Below are 19322 nucleotides of genomic sequence, written 5' to 3' on the forward strand. Positions count from 1 at the left end.
ACAAGTCCCTCTCTTTAGAGAGGGGTAGTTGACGATAAGAAAAACCGTCAAAGTTATAACCTTGACGGTGTAAATCTCTGATGGGTGGTCAGGGGATCGAACCCTGGACCCACGGATTAAGAGTCCGTTGCTCTGCCAGCTGAGCTAACCACCCAAACCAACAATATATACTTATTGTAGCAGGATTTACCGAAAAAAACAAGAAAAAATATCGTTCACACCACACGAACGATATTTCTTGCAAGGATTTAGTTGTGTTAATATCTCTGTTAATTTGAAATTACAGAATTGTAAGGCGATAAAGCGTCTTAAGCAAGCTCCTAAAAGGAATATAATTTAGAAACTCCAGCAGTTGTAGTACATAAAACATGCCGGCGACAACCGCTAAATCTCTCATTAACTATAAGAGGTAAAATTTCCGGAATTCTTTAACCACTTAATAGTTATGATTTGCCACGATTAAAAGTCTTAAATTAAAGCTTGTTGATTAAGTTAATTATCTAATCTCATTAAAAAATCTGTCATTACGGGCGCATAATCAATCCCGAGACGGGCATCAGTTTCAGAAGGCCGGTGTGCAATGGCTAGAGAAACTAGCTCGGCAGCCATTGTCGCAGCCACACGCAGTGACTTCTGATGAGTTAAACCAGCAAGTAAAGCCGTGGTAAAGGTATCACCGGTACCAAAGAAATTCCCAGCTAACTTTGGTTGGATGATTTCAAAACCTTGGGCTTGGTCAGGACTAAGCCCAACGATGCCAATTTGGTTGTCTGGCAAGGGTAACCCGGTGATTAACGCAGATTGCAGACCAAAACGGTCGCATAACCGGGTTAAAACTTGTTTAGCATCAGCAATTGTTACGGAAGATGTAGTTTCAGCCAAGGTTTCACCTAAAAGGAATTTAGCCTCGGTGTAGTTTGGTGTAATAATTGTTGCTTGCTTAGCAAGTTGGCGCATTGCCTGGACATAAGTGTCATCAAATCCCTTGTAGAGATGATTATGGTCACCCATTACAGGATCGAGTAAAACGACAGCTTGTTTTGAAAGTAAGGTGTTAAGCTGAGCTTGCAAAACTTGCAGAGGGCGTAGTCCTAAATATCCCAGATAGACATAGTCGAACTGCAAGTTTAGTTTTTGCCAATGTTGGATAATAGCTCGCATTTCCTGGGCTAAGTCATGATAAGTGTTCTCTCCAAACCCACCTGTATGTGTCGACAAAAGGGCGGTAGGTAGGATCGTCGGCTTTAATTGACTTGCGTAAAGTAAGGGTAAGGCGCTTGTCATTGAGACTTGACCATAACAAGATAAATCTTGGCTAACTAAAACATTGGGCATGAAATCACCTTTTTCAAATGACAAAATTTAATAATCAGACTCAAATCACAGAGCCTTGTTTCATTATAGCATGGAAATGCTGATATTTAAGGATAAATAAGGATAAATTTGAAAAAAGTTGCGATTGGCTTTTTTGAAAGGGAGGAAAACATGCGGTATAATAGGAGAGTAGTGTGCAAAAAAGGTCAAAGAAGTAATTTTGACTTACTGAAAAAGTAAAAAATTCGCCAAATTGAATCGGAAAGCAGGTAAAAATTATGAAGAAAATTTTAGTTGTTGATGACGAAAAACCGATTTCGGACATTATCAAGTTTAACCTTACTAAAGAAGGGTATGAAGTTGAAACGGCTTATGATGGTGAAGAAGCTTTAAAGCAAGTAGAAGCAGTAAATCCTGATTTAATGATTTTAGATTTGATGTTACCGAAAATGGATGGGTTAGAAGTCGCGCGTGAAGTGCGTAAGACACATGACTTACCAATTATTATGGTAACTGCCAAAGATTCTGAAATCGATAAGGTTTTAGGTCTGGAAATGGGGGCCGATGACTATGTAACCAAGCCGTTTTCTAATCGGGAATTAGTTGCCCGAGTGAAGGCTAACTTACGGCGGCAATCGACAGCAGCGGCCAATGCAGCTGCGGAAGAACAAGTCACGACCGATATTACTATTGGGGAGTTAGTGATTCATCCCGATTCTTACACAGTATCTAAAAAGGATGAAAAAATCGAATTAACTCATCGGGAATTTGAGTTACTTCACTATTTAGCCAAGCACTTAGGCCAAGTAATGACCCGTGAACACCTCTTACAGACTGTTTGGGGTTATGATTATTTCGGTGATGTGCGGACGGTTGATGTGACCGTGCGGCGTTTGAGAGAAAAAATCGAGGATAATGCTAGTCGCCCAACTTGGTTAGTTACCCGGCGTGGTGTTGGTTATTATCTCCGCAATCCTGAAGCTGAATAAAAAGAAATGAAGGGAAAAAAGTGAACAAGAAAAAACACCGAGGCTTTAAATTTTGGCAGTCCATTCATTTTAAGTTTCCCCTAGTTTTTGCGCTCCTACTATTGGTTACCTTTCAAATAGTTGGAGCGATTTTTGTACAAAACCTACGGACGGAAAACATTAAAAGCTTTAAGCAAAGGGTGGAATTGTCAACTTATGTCGATAACTCCTTAATTGCCAGTCTTCAAAAGACTGACACAGAGGCGGCTAACAAAAGTATTATCCGTCTTTTGGAAAATGTGAATAATGAAAATATCACGCAGATTCAAGTAGTGGATAGTAAAGGGACTATTCGCGGGGATAGTAATGTGAATAATCGCTCCTTGGTTGGCCAAAAAACAACTAATGGCGATGTGAAGCAAGTGATTTATAAAGGGCGTTCTTTGACAAAAACAACTTATAATCGTGAAGGAAATCGTTATTATATTTCTATCACCCCGCTATTTTCCGCGAGTGGTAATACTAATACGGTGATTGGGGCAGTCTACGTCAGAGCTAATATGGAACCCGTCTATAATTCAACTAATAGTGTGGTTTTGATTTTTGCGACAGCATCTTTGATTGCAACTGGCATTGGAATGGCCTTAGCAGTAATGATTGCTCGGGCGATTACTACTCCAATTGAAGAAATGCGACGGCAAACTCAAAAAGTGGCTCGTGGGGATTACTCCGGTCATGTTCGTGTTTATAGTGAAGATGAATTAGGGGATTTTGCTCGTAACATTAATGACTTGGCAGTGCGTGTTGAAGATTCCCAGGAAACAATTGATTCTGAACGGCGACGCTTGAATATGGTACTTACTCATATGTCTGATGGGGTTTTGGGAACGGACCGGCGGGGTAATATTACTTTGATTAATGAAATGGCTCAAGAAGCCTGAATCTCTCGGAAGAAGAAGCTTTGAATAAGTCGATTTTAGATATATTAGATATCCGGAAGAAAACCACTATTCGGGATTTAATCGAAGATCAATCGGATATGTTATTAGATTTCTCAACGCCCGAAAGAGAACAAATTTGGAATGCTTCTTTTTCCTTAATTCAAAAGGAGACAGGTTTTATTTACGGGATTGTCTGTGTTTTGCATGATGTTACAGAACAGCAGAGAATCGACCGGGAACGGCGTGAATTTGTGTCTAATGTTTCCCATGAATTACGAACCCCATTAACTAGTGTACGTTCCTATATTGAAGCTTTAAGCGAGGGGATTGATGATGCCCAAACAGAAGCCCACTTCTTCAACGTGGCGCAAAAAGAAACGGATCGGATGATTCGAATGATTAATGACCTTTTGAATTTATCACGGATGGATTCGGGACGTGTTAAGCTCAATTTAGAATTAGTAAATCTCAATGAACTTTTTAACTATATCTTGAACCGCTTTGACATGATTTTAGACGGGAATGATGAGCAAAAACCACAAAAAAACTATACAATTAAGCGCGAATTTACTGCTAAGGATTTATGGGTTGAATTGGACACCGATCGTTTTATCCAGGTAATTGATAATATCATGAATAATGCGATTAAGTACTCACCAGATGGAGGAGTAATTACTTGTCGGATGTTAGAAAGCAATAATCAAGTAATTTTAAGTATCAGTGACCAAGGTCTAGGTATTCCGCGTAAAGATTTAAATCATGTCTTTGACCGCTTCTTTAGAGTAGATAAGGCGCGTTCACGTGCCCAAGGTGGGACCGGGTTAGGTCTTGCTATTTCCAAAGAAGTTATTGAGATGCACCAAGGTAAGATTGCTGATAGTATTGAAGGTAAAGGATCCACCTTCTACATTTCTCTACCTTACCAAGATTATAGTCAAGGAGATGAATGGGATGAATTCTAAATTTCGTTGGGAGATACTTTTATATGTAGGCTTAACTCTAGCGGTAATAGTTAGTTTTGTTTTTTCTTACTTAATTTGGGCTAATCCCGCCCGGGTAGGTGTTACTCAAGAAAATACGGTTTCCAAAAAGGAAGGCAAACTGACAGCCAACAGTGATAAAGTTTTAACGGATATTTATCAACCGGTAAATGTCATCGAAAATATCAGTGAAAGTGAAGCATATCAAATTTCTTCGAGCAAGGTTGATTTAGTGGAAGCTATTCAAAAAAATTTAGCTAATCGCGATTTTACACTCAAAAGTCGGCAAAGTTATCCTAGTGTACAAGCCTATCAAAAAATTCTGGGTAAATCACAAATGCTTTTACTAACCTATGCTAGTCCTGTGACGGTCAAGCAAGCGTTGGCTTGGCTAGGAAGTAAAACTAATCGCTATGAGAAACAAATGGTTAATCGAATTTTGATTCCAAGAGATAATAGCCGTGAACTTTATCTTTTAAACGACCAAGATCAGGTAGTCTATCATTATCAAACCTTAAAGAAAAGTCGTCCGCACTTAGGTCAGCTGCTAACAGATAAAGATATTACCAAGACCCTCGTTTCGCTACATCCTTTAGGCGATAAGTGGGTAAGTATTTATCCGCAAGGTATTGAGGTCGCCCAATATAGTTATCTAACAGAGCGCCAAGCAAGTGGTCTGTATGTTAACAAGCTTTTAGGGAGTATCACTAATATCACTACTAAGGAGCAAGATGGTCAAAATTTGTATACCGATGGTCAAAATCGACGCTTGAAAATTGTCAAGAAAACGGGGCAGGTAACTTATAGTAATTACAACACGAAAGAGAAAAATCTGAGTTTCGATTTTAGTAATTTGGCAAAAATGAGTTTTCGGGAAATGCTGGATTTAGGCTTGGGTGTAGACGATTTACGCTATGCAGGATATCAAAAAAATAGTATAACTTATCGGACTTACATTACGACTTATCCGCTGTTAGGAGCTGATAATATCGGTTCCTTAAACTTTCGTTATCGCAAAAATGGACAAGAGAAAATGGAATTTTCCTTGCTTTCTTTGCAGGTACCAATTCCTGCAGCCAATGATGCGGTGACTTTGCCCCCTACCCAGGAGGCTTTAGACCAGGTAGTTAAGTTAGGTTACAAGGTTAATGATATCCAAGTTGGTTACAATAGCCGTGAGAATACTTCTGCCAGTCAGGTAGTTGATCTAACACCGACATATTTCTTTTTAGTTGATAATAAATGGCAGTCTTATCAACCTTAACACAGTCAGAGTAGGGAGGGAATTATGGACTTTAGAAAAGTTATCCGGATTTTCTTTATTGCTTTTATTATTTTAGATCTCTTCTTGATTACTTCTTTTTTCAAGGAAGCGGGTCAATTCAGTCAAGCAACGACCACCACTGAGGGGAATAGCTTGAATTCTTTGGTTAAGAGTATGCGTAATGACCAGATTCAGATGAAGAATCTCTCACATAAAACGGGGACGGGGTACTATATTGCAGCTGCTAATGATGATTATTTACGGGAAAATGTTAATCAGCTAGAGTATAGTAATTGGAGCTATAATGATAATACCCGCCGATTAGAAGTTTCTTTTGCAACCGCAATTAAGTTGAAATCCAAAGAACAGCCACAAAAAACCTTAGATACTCTTGTTAAAGATAAAACTTTTGTAATTGCTGGAAAAAACTATCACTATGACGCGAAACTTTCGAGTGCTAAAAAGATTGTCTATACGCAAATGGTATACGGAATGCCAGTTCATAGCCGGAATGGCCAGTTAATTTTTACTATAAAAAATGGCTATGTCCAGGGCTATAGTCAAGGTTATCTAAGCAAGGTACAAATTTTACGGCAAAAGAAAACGACAATTAGTGAATTACGGGCTTTTGCTTGGTTATATCAGTATAATAAGGTTACCAGTAATACTAAGTTAGTTTGGGATGAATTAGGTTACATTAAGTTACTTTCGGTTAATGGTAATACTATTTACCAACCTGGTTGGGAGTTTTACTTAAAGAACACTACTTCTGGTAGTTACACATCAAGAATAATTAATGCATTTACTGGGGCAGTAATTGAGTAATAAAAGAGGCAAATAATGGAAAAAGAGAATGGATTGAAAGTTAGTATTCTAGCGAGTGGTAGTAAAGGAAATGCAACCTATATCGAAACACCACGTCAAAAGTTACTGATTGATGCTGGTTTATCGGGCAAGAAACTTGAAGAACTGATGCAGTCGATTAATCGTTCTTTAACGGAAGTTGATAGTCTTTTAGTAACTCACGAGCACAGTGATCACATTCAAGGTGTCGGGGTTTTGGCCCGACGTTATGACCTAAATGTTTACGCCAATGAAAAAACTTGGCAGGCCATGGATGCCAAAGTTGGTAAGATTGCGATAGAAAAAAAGCATATTTTTGCTCCTGATAGCTATCTAGCTTTAGGAGATTTAGATATTGAAAGTTTTCGCGTCTCGCATGATGCCGCTGACCCGCAATTTTATGGCTTTCATTATGATGGTTCATCTTTTGTAGCATTGACGGATACGGGATATGTTTCTGAAAGGATGATTGGGATGATTGAAAATGCCAATGCCTATCTTTTAGAGTGTAACCATGACACAAATATGTTGCGTTATGGGCGTTATCCTTGGCCTTTGAAGCAAAGAATTTTAGGCGACGAAGGTCACCTTTCAAATGATGATGGCGCACAAGTCCTAAGTGAGATTATCGGTGATACGACGAAGAAGGTTTTCTTAGGCCACCGAAGTCAAGAGAATAATACGCGGGATTTAGCGCATTTAACGGTGAGTGATGAACTTTTAGCCCAAGATTTTGCGGTAGGTGAGGACTTTACCTTGTATGATACCTATCAAAATCAGGCTACGCCCTTACAAAATGTCAAAAATTAACTAAATTTAAGCTGTTTTTTCAAGAAAAATTCATGAATAGTGAATATACTTAAAGAAAAAGTAAGATGGGGGATAAAAAGATGGAACAAGAGCAAAAAAATACGCGTCCTAAGGGTCAGATGGAACTCTGGAAAATTGTTGTCATATCTTTGTTTGCAGGTCTAGTTGGCGGACTATTAGCATTTGGAATTTGGAATCATCTCTCTAATAGTTCTGAACCTGGATCTAATAGTTTGGGAACGACCAAAACAAGTGATATTAATGTAAATGTCAGCACGCAAGCAACGAAGGCCTATGATAAGATAAAAAAAGCGGTGGTTACCGTTGAAGCTTATAGTAAAGATTCTTCTGCTTCAACCTTGGCTGAATTATTTGGTTATGAATCTGATTCGGATTCGCAATCAACTGCCACCTCTGAGGGTTCAGGTGTAATCTATAAGAAATCAGGAAATACTGCCTTTATTGTGACAAATAATCACGTGATTTCAGATGCATCTTCGTATAAAATTATTCTTTACAATGGTAAAACAGTAACGGCCAAATTAGTGGGGAAAGATGCCGTCACCGACTTAGCAGTTTTGAAAATCAATGCCCAAAATGTCAGTCAAGTGGCAAGTTTCGGGGATTCTAATGATATTAAGGTCGGAGAAACAGCTTTAGCAATTGGATCACCAATGGGCTCTGCTTATGCTTCAACTTTAACTCAAGGAATTATTTCTGCGAAGAACCGCACCGTGACTGGTTCAACAGGCTCAACTACTGTTATTCAAACTGATGCAGCCATTAATTCAGGAAATTCAGGTGGGGCTTTGGTTAACTTAGCTGGTCAAGTAATTGGGATTAATTCCATGAAGTTATCCGGTTCGTCTTCCTCTGAAAACGCTAGTGTTGAAGGAATGGGCTTTGCTATTCCAAGTAATGAAGTAGTTAAGGTTATTAATGAATTGGTCAAGAACGGTAAAATCACCAGACCTGCTCTTGGGGTCGGCACGGTGAATGTAACAGATGTTTCTGACGATTCTAAAACTTCCATTCTTAAGCTACCTTCAAGTGTTGAAAATGGGGTAGTTGTTATGACGGTTCAAGATGACTCTCCAGTTAAAGGGATAATTTCCAAATACGATACCATTGTTTCTTTAGGTGGTAAGAAAGTTACGGATTTGACTAGTTTACGCTCCGCACTATATGCTAATAAGTTAAATGATACGGTCGAAATTCAGTACTATCATAATGGTAAGTTGAAAAAAGAAAATATTAAGCTAACTTTGAAGGCTAATAGCTCGAATACAACCACTAGTGAAAGCCAAGCACAATCAGAAGAAAGTTACGGCGACTCCTATTAAAAGAAAAATCCAACCATCACTGAAGACGGTTGGATTTTTTGATATAATCAAGTATAGTTTATAGCTAAAAGTTAAGAGGTGGAAAATTTTGAGCAAGTATAAGTATCTATTGTTTGATATTGATGATAATTTATTGGACTTTCAAGCTAGTGAAGACATAGCATTAGGGAAGATGTTTACTTATGTGGGACTTGAAGATAGCCCAGAAGTTCGTGCCCGTTACCACCGTTATAACCGAGCGATGTGGTCTTCGTTGGAAAAGGGCTATATTAGTCGGGAGTACCTTTTTTTGAAGCGCTTTGCTAGTTTTTTAGACAAAATTTACGATATTCAAGTAGATAATCCGCAAACTTTGGATGATAAGTATCAAACTTGGCTAAGTCAAGAACATCGCCTAATTCCTGGAGCCCTAGAAACCTTACAAACTTTGAAGACCCAAGGTTACCATCTTTATGTGGTAACTAATGGGGTAGCTTCAACCCAAAAACAAAGATTAAAAGATTCAGGCTTAAACCAATACTTTGAAAAGGTCTTTATTTCTGAGGAAATTGGTGCCCAAAAGCCGGCTTTGGCTTTTTTTGATTATGTTTTTGCACACAGTGAGGCTAAGCGAGAAGAAAGTTTGGTTCTAGGTGATACTTTATCGTCAGATATTTTAGGTGCCAACAATGCAGGAATTGATTCTGTTTGGTTTAATCCAAAATGGCAACCAAATCATAGTGAGGCCAAGCCAACCTATGCGATTAAACGGTGGTCTGATTTAGGCAAATTTTTGGAGGCTTAGAGTGTGAATATTAAGATTATTGGAGTTGGAAAGATAAAAGAAAAGTATCTCAAGCAAGGGATTGCAGAATATGCCAAGCGTTTGAGTAAGTTCTGTAAGTTTGAAGTAGTTGAGGTTCCTGACGAAAAAGCCCCTGAAAAATTAAGCCCTTCTGAGATGGCGAGCGTTAAGCAAAAAGAAGGTGAACGGATTCTTGCCAGAATTAAGGAGCGCGAATATGTTTATGCTTTAGCGATTGAAGGGAAGCAAAGAGCTTCAGAGGAATTTGCTGAGGAATTAGATCGTTTAGCGACCTATGGTAAGAGTGACATCACTTTTGTCATCGGAGGATCTTTAGGTTTAAGCCCTGAAGTTATGCAGCGATCTGATGCTCAGATTTCCTTTGGGAAGTTAACCTTACCACATCAATTAATGCGCTTGGTTTTAACGGAACAAATTTATCGTTGTTACATGATTAATGCGGCTCGCCCTACCACAAGTGAAGAAGGTACATCAAAACATCTCGTCGTGAGATGTTTTTTTATGTGAATTTTCTAATTTTAAAATGCTGTTATACGGGTGTTTTTTTACGATTTTCAATAGAAAATAACTTAAATTTAGCTAAAATAAGAGAAAATTCATTTCGCAAAACATTTTTTTCTTGTAAAATACTGCACATGCGGTGTACAATGTATTTGTAAAGAAAAAGAAAGCGTTTCAATATAAAGCGATGATGAGAGGGGATATTTTATTATGTCAAGAACTGTAATTATTGGAGCTAACCACGCGGGTATCGCTGCTGCTAACACCTTGTTGGACAACTATCCTGACCAAGAAGTGGTCTTAGTCGATCGTAATACTAATTTGAGTTACCTAGGTTGTGGGACTGCTTTGTGGGTTGGACGTCAAATTGAAGACTATCATGGACTATTCTATACTAAAAAAGAAGACTTTGAAGCTAAGGGAGCAAAAATTTACATGGAAACCAGTGTTAATGATATTGACTATGCTGGTAAAAAGGTTCATTGTCATCCCTTGACAGGCGGAGATGATTTTACTCTTGAATATGACCACCTGTTACTAACTACGGGTTCGACGCCAATTTCACCAAACGTACCTGGCCGTGATTTGGATGGCATTCACTTCTTGAAGCTTTTCCAAGATGGTCAAGATGTAGATAAGGAAATGTCAAAGCCAGAGGTTCAAACTGTGGCTGTAATCGGGGCTGGTTACATCGGGGTGGAAGTGGCTGAGGCTGCTAAGCGTCGTGGTAAGAAGGTTTTGGTCTTTGATGCGGCGCCTACGTGTCTGGCTAACTACTATGACCCAGAATTCTCCAGCATGATGGAAGAAAACTTGAAGGAACACGACTTAGAGTTACATTTTGGTAAGTTAGTTTCTGAATACAAGGGTGATGTAAATGGTCGTGTTAACCAAGTGGTGACAAAGGAAGGCGAAACATACGACGTTGACTTAGTAATTAACGCCATTGGTTTCCGTCCTAATAACGACTTAGGGAAAGATCACCTAGACTTATTTGCTAATGGGGCATACAAGGTTGACCGCCATCAAGTAACTAGTGATCCAGCTGTTTATGCTGCTGGTGACTGTGCGACGATTTACTCTAATGCACTTGACGGTGATACTTACATCGCCTTAGCTTCCAATGCCGTTCGTTCCGGGATTGTGGCTGGTCACAATATTGGTGGTACAGCTCTGGAAGCTATCGGGGTACAAGGTTCCAACGGGATTTCTATCTTTGGCTTGAACCTAGTTTCAACTGGACTTTCTGTTGAATCAGCTGCCAAGTTTGGAGTTGATGTAGCTTACACCGACTTTGAAGATTTACAAAAACCTGCTTTCATGAAGGTTAATGACAAAGTAAAAATTCGTATTGTTTATGAAAAATCATCTCGTCGGGTTGTAGGAGCGCAATTAGCATCTAAGGCAGATGTTTCTATGGCAATCCACATGTTCTCCTTAGCTATCCAAGAACATGTAACTATTGACAAATTGAGTCTCTTAGATATTTTCTTCTTGCCACACTTCAACCAACCATACAACTACATCACGATGGCTGCTTTAGGTGCTAAATAACCTAAGTTAATCCTCGTCGCTATTGGAGTGGCGGGGATTTTTTGCAACCTAAATCGGCTAAGGCTATAATGAATATGAGGTGATGATATGGAATTCAGTCAAACGGCATATCAAGAGTTTAAGGCGGAGTTAGAAGAGGTGGAAACTTTGTTTAATGACTCTATTGCCTTATCTCATGCTGGTCGCTCGGTTTTAATTACGAAGCTTAATAAGTTACGCGTGAAAGCGCGTGCTTTTGTAGATTCGGGTGAAGGTGGGGAAGTTGAGAAATCAGAAAAAATTGAAAAAACAGTGCGTTAAAAACAGCCCGTCATCGTGACGGGCTGTTTTTATGTGTTGTTAGACTTTATGTGAGAAGAGACTACCTAAGTTGCTGAAGCGTAGCTTGAGGAGGTAAAAGGCACTTGGCGCTTTGCGTAAGCTTTCGCGAGGAATATGGGCCTGAATGGCTTTCAGGGTCGCACGACTATTACGTGTTGAAAATCTGAAGGTACCATTATTCTTGGTGCGAATTTCAAAGCGAGGAATATATTTACCACCGAAGTAAACATCAGCGACAACATAAGCAATTTCATCCCAAGGAATTTGAATGTAATCTTGTAATTTGGTGTCGTTGTAGAATTCAAAGGCACAATCTCCAACCATGACATGGCCATAGAAGGGGCCGTTTTTGTACCAGGTGCCCTTATCTGTCAGCTCTCTTGTAGTGTTTAGTGATTGTACCATTTTATCTCAACCTTTCTTAAATTACAGTAAACCGATCACGTGTAAGACGATAGCTAAAACGAAGATTCCTAAGATGATAACGATTGGAGAAACTTTCTTCTTCAATAACCACATGCAAAGGAAGGTTAAACCAAGTGCCGCTAAACCAGGAACTAATTGGTCTAAGTTATCTTGTAAAGTGGTGGTCTTAGTAGCATCAATGGAACGTCCAGCTGCGTATTGGCTGAAAGCTTCCTTCAAACCTTTAGCACCAGCAGGTAACTTGTCCCAGTCGATGTAAGCCCCTTTTTGTTGCTTAACTTCAGAAACGACAGGTGTGAAAGTGATGGAAACCCAACGTTGAATCAAGGAACCAATCACGAACATCCCCATCATAGAAGCTCCGCGGGTAACCTTTTGTAATAAGCCACCAGATAGGTCATCAGTGATGGCCGTCCCGGCCTTGTAACCAAATTCTTGGGTGTACCATTTAACAACGGCGGCCATAATGTTCCATAAAATGAAGAAAACTAATGGACCAGCTAAGTTACCAGAAACAGCAAGGGAAGCTCCTAGAGAAAGGAGAATAGGACGTAAGGTGAACCAAAAGAGGGGGTCACCGGCCCCGGCCAAAGGTCCCATCATCCCAATTTTAACCCCAGAAATTGCCGCGTCATCAACATTTGCTCCGTTGGCACGTTCTTCTTCTAAGGCCATGGTTACCCCGAAAATTGGGTTTGCCATGAAGGGGTGGGTGTTAAAAAATTCCAAGTGGCGCTTCAAAGCAGCAGCGCGGTCTTCTTTTTTACTGTAAAGTTTTTTAATGGCAGGGATCAAAGTGTAAGCGACCCCACCGTTTTGCATCCGTTCGTAGTTAAAAGAACTTAATAGGAAGTAGGAACGACCGAACATCTTAAAACGGTCTGCTTTTGTTAAAGTAATTTTCTTATCAGCCATGTTTTTGTCCTCCTCTTAGAAATCTTCTAAAATTTCACCCAATGGGTCACCAGAACCGTTACCACCGTTAGATGAACCGTTGGAGTTATTACTGTTACCGCCTTCTAAGGCTAAGAATAAGACAGCCAAGCAGACCCCGATAATCCCTAAGGAAATCAAAGTTAATTGTTGGATGGCTGCTAAAGCGAAACCAAGGAAGAAGAAAGGCCAAACTTCACGGCTGGACATCATGTTGATAACCATGGCGTAACCTACGGCCACAACCATGCCCCCACCGATAGTCATCCCGGCAGTTAACCATTCAGGCATAGACTCAAGTCCTTGGCGCACTAAGCTAACGGGGATTAGCATTAAAAGTAAGGCAGGTACGGCTACCCGCAAACCTTGGAGACACATCCCGATGAAGTGCCACACTTGAATACCGTTGATATCGGCTTGTTCGGCGCGACTGTCCATAATATGAGCAATGAACACTAAAAAATAAATATTATTGGGGAATTTTCATCATTGTTGCGGGTATGATTTTACTCCTATCAAATGATCGTCTTTTAGATTCGATAATTACACTGCCTAGTTTGGATACTTATATTGGTATGTTACCTTTAAGATTGGGAATTTTAGTGACGTTCATTCGTAATTTTTTGACAACGATAAATATTGTAATTTTTGCAGCTGCCCTTTTTACTTATGTGGTTTACATTACTAATGAGCAACGTAATATCGAAGAAGAAATTCAACAAGTCGGCCGGGGGTTATCAAATAAAGAAATTTCGCAAAAACTCTTCCTATCAGAAGGGACGGTGCGCAACCACCTATCGCACATTTTAGCTAAGTTGGACTTACGTGACCGCACGCAATTAGCAATTTGGGCGGTTCAAAATGGTGGGCATAACGGATGAAGGCTAGGATGAAAAAGTTAAGCAGTCTACTAGGCGTCTTACTATTGTTATTATTTCTGGGGGGTGGTTGGTATTTCTATCAAAAATCACCAAAGGTTATTACCATCGGTTATTATAGCGACAGTAGCTGGGAAGTGCCAAACGACCAGGAATATAAGTTTATTGATTACGCCATTAAGAAGTTTGAAAAAGAAAATCCGCACGTCAAAGTTAAGTATGAAAGTGGTATTAGCAAAAATGATTACTTAGCTTGGTTATCTAATAAAATTATCAAAAATCAAATGCCCGATGTTTTTGTTGTGCCTCCACGCCAACTGGGATTTTTGGCTTCTTTAAAAGCTATGAAAAAATTAGATAATTTTATCAATATTGATAAAATATCTCCCCAGAACTATTATCCAGCTAGTTGGGTGGCGGGGAATTATCAAGGCAATCAATACGCTATCCCTTTAGAAAATAATCCAACTTTGATGTGTGTCAATACGGATTTATTATCCAAGGAGGGGATTGAGATTCCTCATTCGGGTTGGACCGTACAAGAATTTTATGATATTTGTCGGCGAGTAACCAAGGATACCAATCATGACGGGGTTATTGACCAATATGGCTATGCCGACTATACTTGGCAAGATACCGCTCAAGCTTATGGGGCGAAACTTTTTAACGATAGTGGGACAGAAAGTTATCTCAATTCTGAAAAATTCCGAAAGTCACTGGTGATGACGGAAAAAATTTATAACCTCCAAAAAGGTTATAAAGTTTCCGCAGATGATTTTGACCAAGGTAAAGTGGCCTTTTTACCCATGACCTTAGCACAATATCGAACTTATGAGTCTTACCCGTATCGAATCTCGCGGTATTCGACCTTCTCTTGGGCTTGTATCCGGATGCCAGCGGTGAATAATCGGGTTAATGCGACGGTTGTCGATACTTCGATGGTCGCTATGGCAGCTCATAGTCACCATCCTTATTTAGCCTGGAAATTTATGAGGATGTTGAGTTATGATAGCCAGATTCAAACTAAACTCTTTGATGATTCGCAAGGGGCAGCGGTTTTAAAAAAAGTTATGCAAAGCAAGAATGTTGAAGCTAATTTAGCGGGAAGTGGTAAGGGTGACCAAGCTCTAACGGCACAAAAATTTACTAGTATTATGGCTAAGTCACAAGATGTTCCCAAATTCAAAGAGTATAACGCAGCATTGGGAAAAGTTGATTATCTAATTAATCGTGCGTTGAAGAATGGTGATATTAGTACGCAATTATCAGATATTCAAAGTCAAATTCAAGTGGAATTAAAAAGTGGTTTGGACAAAAAATAGCAAGAGTGATGAGCTCTTGCTATTTTGGTGTCCTTAGATTACATCCCGATTGTTGTTAAAGTGAGGCATCATAACATCAAAATCATAAGTCTTCAAGTCAGTCAATCCATTTTGACTGGCATCAAAGTAAGCGGTCATAGCTTGACGAATCATTAAGTTAAGTTCTTTTTGAGGGTCGAATTGTACGATAACAACCGGTGTGTGGGTTCCATAAGCTAGTCCGACCTCAAACATTGTTCCAGAATCAGCTTCATTGTCACTTTCTTCCATCTTGTAATCAACGATGGCAACCATAACATCATTTTGATAAATTTGGTTAGTGTCTAACATGAAGGCAGCTTTTTGCCATTCAAGGGAACCGAATTCGGCCTCTTGATAAGGGTGTGCCTCTGGTTCAAAAATACGCCCAATAGTAGGATTAGCTTCTAAAGCTTCTCTAACTACTTGGATACGTTCTTTTTGTTGAGGGCTAAAAAATGGGGCAGCTAAGTAAACGTTTTTAGTCATAATTCTCTCCTTTAAAATCCTAATCTTGAGACAAGATATGGTAGTATTTATAGAAAAATCATACCACATCTTGTAAATTTCTGCTTTATTTTTTAGCACAGAACGGGTATTATAGATAGGGCAGGCTAACGTTTTGGGCCTGGAAAAAAGTGGCTGGCGTAAAACCAGCTTAATAAGAAAGGATGCTTCAATCATTTTGATTACTTTATCTGGTATTATCGGTTCTGGGAAATCTAGCCTTACGGAAATTTTGGCCAACGAATTAGGAACCAAAGCGTATTACGAACCTGTAAAGGACAACCCTGTCTTGCCAATTTTCTATAAGGGAAATGAAATTGCTGCTAAAAAGCGAGCTCAAGGAGATAAGGATGCTACCAACCCTTATGCGTACTTGTTACAAACTTTCTTCTTAAACCGTCGTTTCCAAATGATTAAGGCTGCGATGGTGGAAGATAACAATATCTTAGACCGCTCTATTTATGAAGACGAAATCTTTATGAAGATGAATACAGAAATGGGTAATGCGACGGAAGTCGAATATGATATTTACAAGAGCTTACTTAACAATATGATGGAAGAATTGCCATTTGCTTCCCACAAGAAGTCTCCCGACTTGATGATTACCATTAAAGTTTCTTATGAAACGATGTTGAAACGTATCCAAAAGCGGGGACGGGAATATGAGCAAGTTGACCAAGATCCATCATTGGTTGATTACTACCAACGTTTGTTGAAGCAATACGATCAATGGATGGCCGAATATGATGCTTCGCCATTATTAATTATTGATGGTGATAAGTATGATTTTGTATCGGATGTTAATGATCGTGTCGAAGTTTTAGAAACGATTGAAAACCGTTTAGTCGACTTGGGGAATTTAACTCAAGAACAAGCTTTAGAATTACAAGCACAACACAAAAAACTAATTATATAAGAAGAGAGCCTACGGGCTCTTTTTTGTTGTATAATGGCTGTGATGGAGGTGAAACATGAAAAATTTAAAGGTGACGTATCAGTGCTGTGGTGGCGCTTATTGCAATATTCTCTTCTATTTACGCTCGGAGTCTTAATGACCCGGATAGTAATGAATGAATATCTCGGTCAAAGCCAAACTCAGGTACAAGCTAGTGGGTTACCCTATTTTCTCGGGATTTTTCTGGCGATGCTAGGCCTAAGACAAACTAATTTAAATCAACTTTTGTGTCATCCAACCAGCCACAAAAGTCCAGATTGGTTAGTACTTGTTGCCATGATTTTAGTGATTTTAGGGATTCAAACTCTAACTACCCTTTATAGTCATGTTTTAGCGACACTTTTACATCGTTTTAACTATGGAATCCAAGCCCAGGTTGAAGCTTCAAGTGCTAATTCTACGACTTGGGGGATGTGGCTTTATTCAGTGATTTTAGCCCCCTTAACAGAGGAATTAGTTTTTCGGGGGTATATCCTTGGTAATTTGAAGCAATATGGTAGGTCTGTAGCCCTAGGATTATCAGCATTTATGTTTGGACTATATCATATGAATGCTATTCAAACACCTTTTGCCTTTGCGATTGGGCTTATTTTAGGCTATTTAGCGCTTGAATATGGTTTGGTTTGGGCTATCATTTTTCACCTTGGGAATAATCTCTTTAGCGAAATAATGAATCAGGTAACGGATAAAACGTGGTTAATGGTTGACAACTTTGCGGGTTTGGTAGGAATTGCGGTGATTATTTACTTAGGAGTTAAGTTTTTTAAAATAAAAGTTCAATCACAAAAATTAAAAGATAAACTAGTGGTAAGTTTATGGAATCCACCAGCCGTGATATACCTAGCTTATTGTTTCTATACTATTGTGGAATCATTGAATAATATTTAAAAAAATAAATAAAACGCTTGCAAAGAACAGTTAAAAAGATTATGATAAAGGTGAAAGATAAAGAAGGTAGGGGAAGAACATGAGTCAAGATTACAAGAAAATTTTAGTTACAATCGATGGTTCCAAAGGATCAGAAATTGCCTTACAAACAGCCCTTGATATTTTAGAACGTTCCAAGGATGGACATTTAGACATCTTAAGTGTTTTAGATTTAAATTCTTTGGAATATGGTGGTGCCGGCATTGCTTTAGATGGTGAAAAAATTTACCAAATAGAACAAGACAACGAAGAATACCTCCTTCAAAAACGTCAAAATATTCTTGACAAATACCACTTAGCACCGGAACAAGTAAGTGTGCACTTACGTTTCGGAAATCCTAAATCTGTAATCGTCAATGACTTCCAACCAGAATACGAAAATGATTTAATCGTGGTGGGAGCAACAGGTAAGAATTTCTTACAAAGGATTATTGTCGGTTCTGTAGCTTCATATGTTACTCGTGCCGCCCGTTGTGATGTTTTAATTGCAAAAGACAGTAGCGTAGAATAAGAATTGGGAAGTCTCTGGACTTCTTTTTTTATGGAATTTTATTAAAAAATAATTGTAAAACTCTTAAAAAATATTGACAAATAGCGACTTTTTTCTTATGATAAAGGCATTAAATCTTCCCAAGTTATTTGGGATTAACTTGAACGTACATAGATTTAGGAGGAAAAAGCGTATGGCTAAAGAAAAATTAGAAGATTTAGAATGGACTAATTTAGGGTTTAAATATCGTGACTTACCATATAGTTTTCAAGCCGTGTATAAGGATGGTGCTTGGCAAGAAGGTGGTCTGACTGAAGATTCCACGATTGTTTTATCTGAAGCTGCGCAAGTGCTTCATTATGGACAAGAAGTCTTCGAGGGCTTGAAGGCTTACCGCTGGAAAGATGGAAGTTTGCACCTATTCCGTCCTGAAGAAAATGCAGCGCGCTTACGTCGTTCTGCTGAACGGATGTCAATGGCACCTTATCCTGAAGACAAATTTGTTGAAGCATGTAAAGAAGTTGTGAAAGCTAATGCTGATTTTGTTCCGCCATATGGATCAGGCGGGACGTTATATCTCCGTCCATTTTTGATTGGTTCTGAACCCATTGTAGGGGTGGATGCCGCTCAGGAATATATTTTTAGAATTTACGCTACCCCTGTAGGGGCCTACATTAATGGTTTACACCCAGCGGCTTATATGGTTTCAGCCTATGACCGTGCAGCTCATGCCGGGACTGGTCGAGCTAAGACTTCAGGAAACTACGCTGCTAGTCTTTACCCTCACGAATTAGCTAAGAAATTAGGTTATGCAGATGCCTTATACTTAGATCCACGCGAACACAAATATGTGGATGAATTTGGGGGTGCCAACTTCTTTGGAATTACCAAGGAAGGTAACTTTGTCACTCCTAAATCAGTTTCAGTTTTACCATCAATCACTAAGAAATCTCTCTTGGTAGTAGCGCAAGACTTGGGGTTGAATCCTCAAGAAGTGCGTATTCCATTTGATGAAATAGATGACTTAGTAGAAGCCGGAGCGATGGGGACAGCTGCTGTTATTTCACCAGTGGGCTCTTTAACTTACAATGATGAAAAACACGTCTTCTACTCCGAAACAGAAGCCGGACCTATTACAACCAAGTTATATGAAACTTTAACTGGGATTCAAAATGGTGATTTACCAGATACACATAATTGGACGGTACCGGTCGAATAAATT

17 protein-coding genes, 1 tRNA gene and 4 pseudogenes are annotated in these 19322 nt (G+C 39.2%); 16 read left to right on the top strand and 6 right to left on the bottom strand.

The annotated features are described in order from the left end of the window. Positions 1–81: 81 nt before the first annotated feature. Together JCM10991_RS05495 and JCM10991_RS05500 are read right to left on the bottom strand one after the other, a co-directional pair. Positions 82–154: transfer RNA gene (locus JCM10991_RS05495), tRNA-Lys, on the bottom strand. A gap of 338 nt (positions 155–492) precedes the next feature. Further along, positions 493–1335: a PfkB family carbohydrate kinase gene (locus JCM10991_RS05500; protein ID WP_023859022.1), complete on the bottom strand. Its 843-nt coding sequence runs from the start codon at positions 1333–1335 to the stop codon at positions 493–495. A 257-nt stretch (positions 1336–1592) separates the two neighbouring features. On the opposite strand from JCM10991_RS05500, the gene yycF reads away from it, so the two are divergent. From yycF to JCM10991_RS05550, 10 genes and pseudogenes are all read left to right on the top strand, one after another. Further along, positions 1593–2303 (top strand): response regulator YycF, encoded by a 711-nt coding sequence (yycF, locus tag JCM10991_RS05505; protein WP_023859023.1) that lies wholly within the window; start codon positions 1593–1595, stop codon positions 2301–2303. A gap of 20 nt (positions 2304–2323) precedes the next feature. Then, positions 2324–4185, top strand: a pseudogene (gene walK, locus JCM10991_RS12780) (cell wall metabolism sensor histidine kinase WalK). Then, positions 4175–5467: a two-component system activity regulator YycH gene (gene yycH, locus JCM10991_RS05515; protein WP_025020798.1), complete on the top strand. Its 1293-nt coding sequence runs from the start codon at positions 4175–4177 to the stop codon at positions 5465–5467. Before walK ends, yycH begins: the two are co-directional and overlap by 11 nt. Before the next feature lie 24 nt (positions 5468–5491). Further along, on the top strand, positions 5492–6292 hold the full coding sequence (locus tag JCM10991_RS05520) for a two-component system regulatory protein YycI (protein ID WP_025020799.1): 801 nt from the start codon (positions 5492–5494) through the stop codon (positions 6290–6292). A 15-nt stretch (positions 6293–6307) separates the two neighbouring features. Next, positions 6308–7120: an MBL fold metallo-hydrolase gene (locus tag JCM10991_RS05525; RefSeq protein ID WP_025020800.1), complete on the top strand. Its 813-nt coding sequence runs from the start codon at positions 6308–6310 to the stop codon at positions 7118–7120. Between the two features lie 80 nt (positions 7121–7200). After that, entirely contained in the window at positions 7201–8463 is a 1263-nt protein-coding gene (locus JCM10991_RS05530; protein ID WP_225349924.1) for a S1C family serine protease, read from the top strand. A gap of 88 nt (positions 8464–8551) precedes the next feature. Beyond that, positions 8552–9247 (top strand): YjjG family noncanonical pyrimidine nucleotidase, encoded by a 696-nt coding sequence (locus JCM10991_RS05535; protein WP_025020802.1) that lies wholly within the window; start codon positions 8552–8554, stop codon positions 9245–9247. A gap of 3 nt (positions 9248–9250) precedes the next feature. Continuing rightward, a pseudogene (gene rlmH, locus JCM10991_RS12785) lies at positions 9251–9729 on the top strand (23S rRNA (pseudouridine(1915)-N(3))-methyltransferase RlmH). A gap of 250 nt (positions 9730–9979) precedes the next feature. Beyond that, complete coding sequence (gene nox / locus JCM10991_RS05545; RefSeq protein WP_025020803.1) at positions 9980–11323, top strand: H2O-forming NADH oxidase; 1344 nt, start codon at positions 9980–9982, stop codon at positions 11321–11323. A gap of 87 nt (positions 11324–11410) precedes the next feature. Beyond that, positions 11411–11623, top strand: a complete 213-nt coding sequence (locus tag JCM10991_RS05550) for a hypothetical protein (protein ID WP_025020804.1) — start codon at positions 11411–11413, stop codon at positions 11621–11623. A gap of 39 nt (positions 11624–11662) precedes the next feature. On the opposite strand, the gene JCM10991_RS05555 is transcribed toward JCM10991_RS05550, so the two are convergent. The 3 genes and pseudogenes from JCM10991_RS05555 to JCM10991_RS05565 form a co-directional block, all read right to left on the bottom strand. After that, on the bottom strand, positions 11663–12049 hold the full coding sequence (locus JCM10991_RS05555) for a DUF956 family protein (RefSeq protein WP_023859033.1): 387 nt from the start codon (positions 12047–12049) through the stop codon (positions 11663–11665). A 21-nt stretch (positions 12050–12070) separates the two neighbouring features. After that, positions 12071–12985 carry a PTS system mannose/fructose/sorbose family transporter subunit IID gene (locus tag JCM10991_RS05560; RefSeq protein WP_023859034.1) on the bottom strand — a complete coding sequence of 305 codons (915 nt, stop codon included), beginning with the start codon at positions 12983–12985 and terminating at the stop codon, positions 12071–12073. A gap of 15 nt (positions 12986–13000) precedes the next feature. Continuing rightward, a pseudogene (locus JCM10991_RS05565) lies at positions 13001–13456 on the bottom strand (PTS sugar transporter subunit IIC); the annotation flags it as partial. A gap of 260 nt (positions 13457–13716) precedes the next feature. Here JCM10991_RS05565 and JCM10991_RS14835 point away from each other — a divergent pair. Then, a pseudogene (locus JCM10991_RS14835) lies at positions 13717–13884 on the top strand (response regulator transcription factor); the annotation flags it as partial. A gap of 8 nt (positions 13885–13892) precedes the next feature. Continuing rightward, positions 13893–15203 carry an ABC transporter substrate-binding protein gene (locus JCM10991_RS05575; RefSeq protein ID WP_035188173.1) on the top strand — a complete coding sequence of 437 codons (1311 nt, stop codon included), beginning with the start codon at positions 13893–13895 and terminating at the stop codon, positions 15201–15203. 33 nt (positions 15204–15236) lie between these two features. Here JCM10991_RS05575 and JCM10991_RS05580 read toward each other — a convergent pair whose 3' ends face one another. Beyond that, positions 15237–15710, bottom strand: a complete 474-nt coding sequence (locus JCM10991_RS05580; protein ID WP_023859041.1) for a nucleoside 2-deoxyribosyltransferase — start codon at positions 15708–15710, stop codon at positions 15237–15239. A 196-nt stretch (positions 15711–15906) separates the two neighbouring features. Here JCM10991_RS05580 and JCM10991_RS05585 point away from each other — a divergent pair, with 196 nt between their 5' ends. The 4 genes from JCM10991_RS05585 to JCM10991_RS05600 all read left to right on the top strand — a co-directional run bounded on the left by JCM10991_RS05585 (position 15907) and on the right by JCM10991_RS05600 (position 19319). Then, on the top strand, positions 15907–16644 hold the full coding sequence (locus tag JCM10991_RS05585; protein ID WP_025020808.1) for a deoxynucleoside kinase: 738 nt from the start codon (positions 15907–15909) through the stop codon (positions 16642–16644). Positions 16645–16677: 33 nt separating this feature from the next. Then, the gene (locus JCM10991_RS14405) at positions 16678–17571 is read left to right on the top strand and encodes a CPBP family intramembrane glutamic endopeptidase (protein ID WP_025020809.1); all 894 of its coding nucleotides are present in this window, start codon (positions 16678–16680) and stop codon (positions 17569–17571) included. Between the two features lie 79 nt (positions 17572–17650). After that, positions 17651–18121, top strand: coding sequence for a universal stress protein (locus JCM10991_RS05595; RefSeq protein ID WP_023859044.1), 471 nt, complete (start codon positions 17651–17653; stop codon positions 18119–18121). A gap of 172 nt (positions 18122–18293) precedes the next feature. Continuing rightward, positions 18294–19319, top strand: coding sequence for a branched-chain amino acid aminotransferase (locus JCM10991_RS05600; RefSeq protein ID WP_025020810.1), 1026 nt, complete (start codon positions 18294–18296; stop codon positions 19317–19319). The last annotated feature ends 3 nt before the right edge of the window (positions 19320–19322 follow it).

Source organism: Ligilactobacillus equi DSM 15833 = JCM 10991 (assembly GCF_000615765.1).
Classification (GTDB): Bacteria; Bacillota; Bacilli; order Lactobacillales; family Lactobacillaceae; genus Ligilactobacillus; species Ligilactobacillus equi.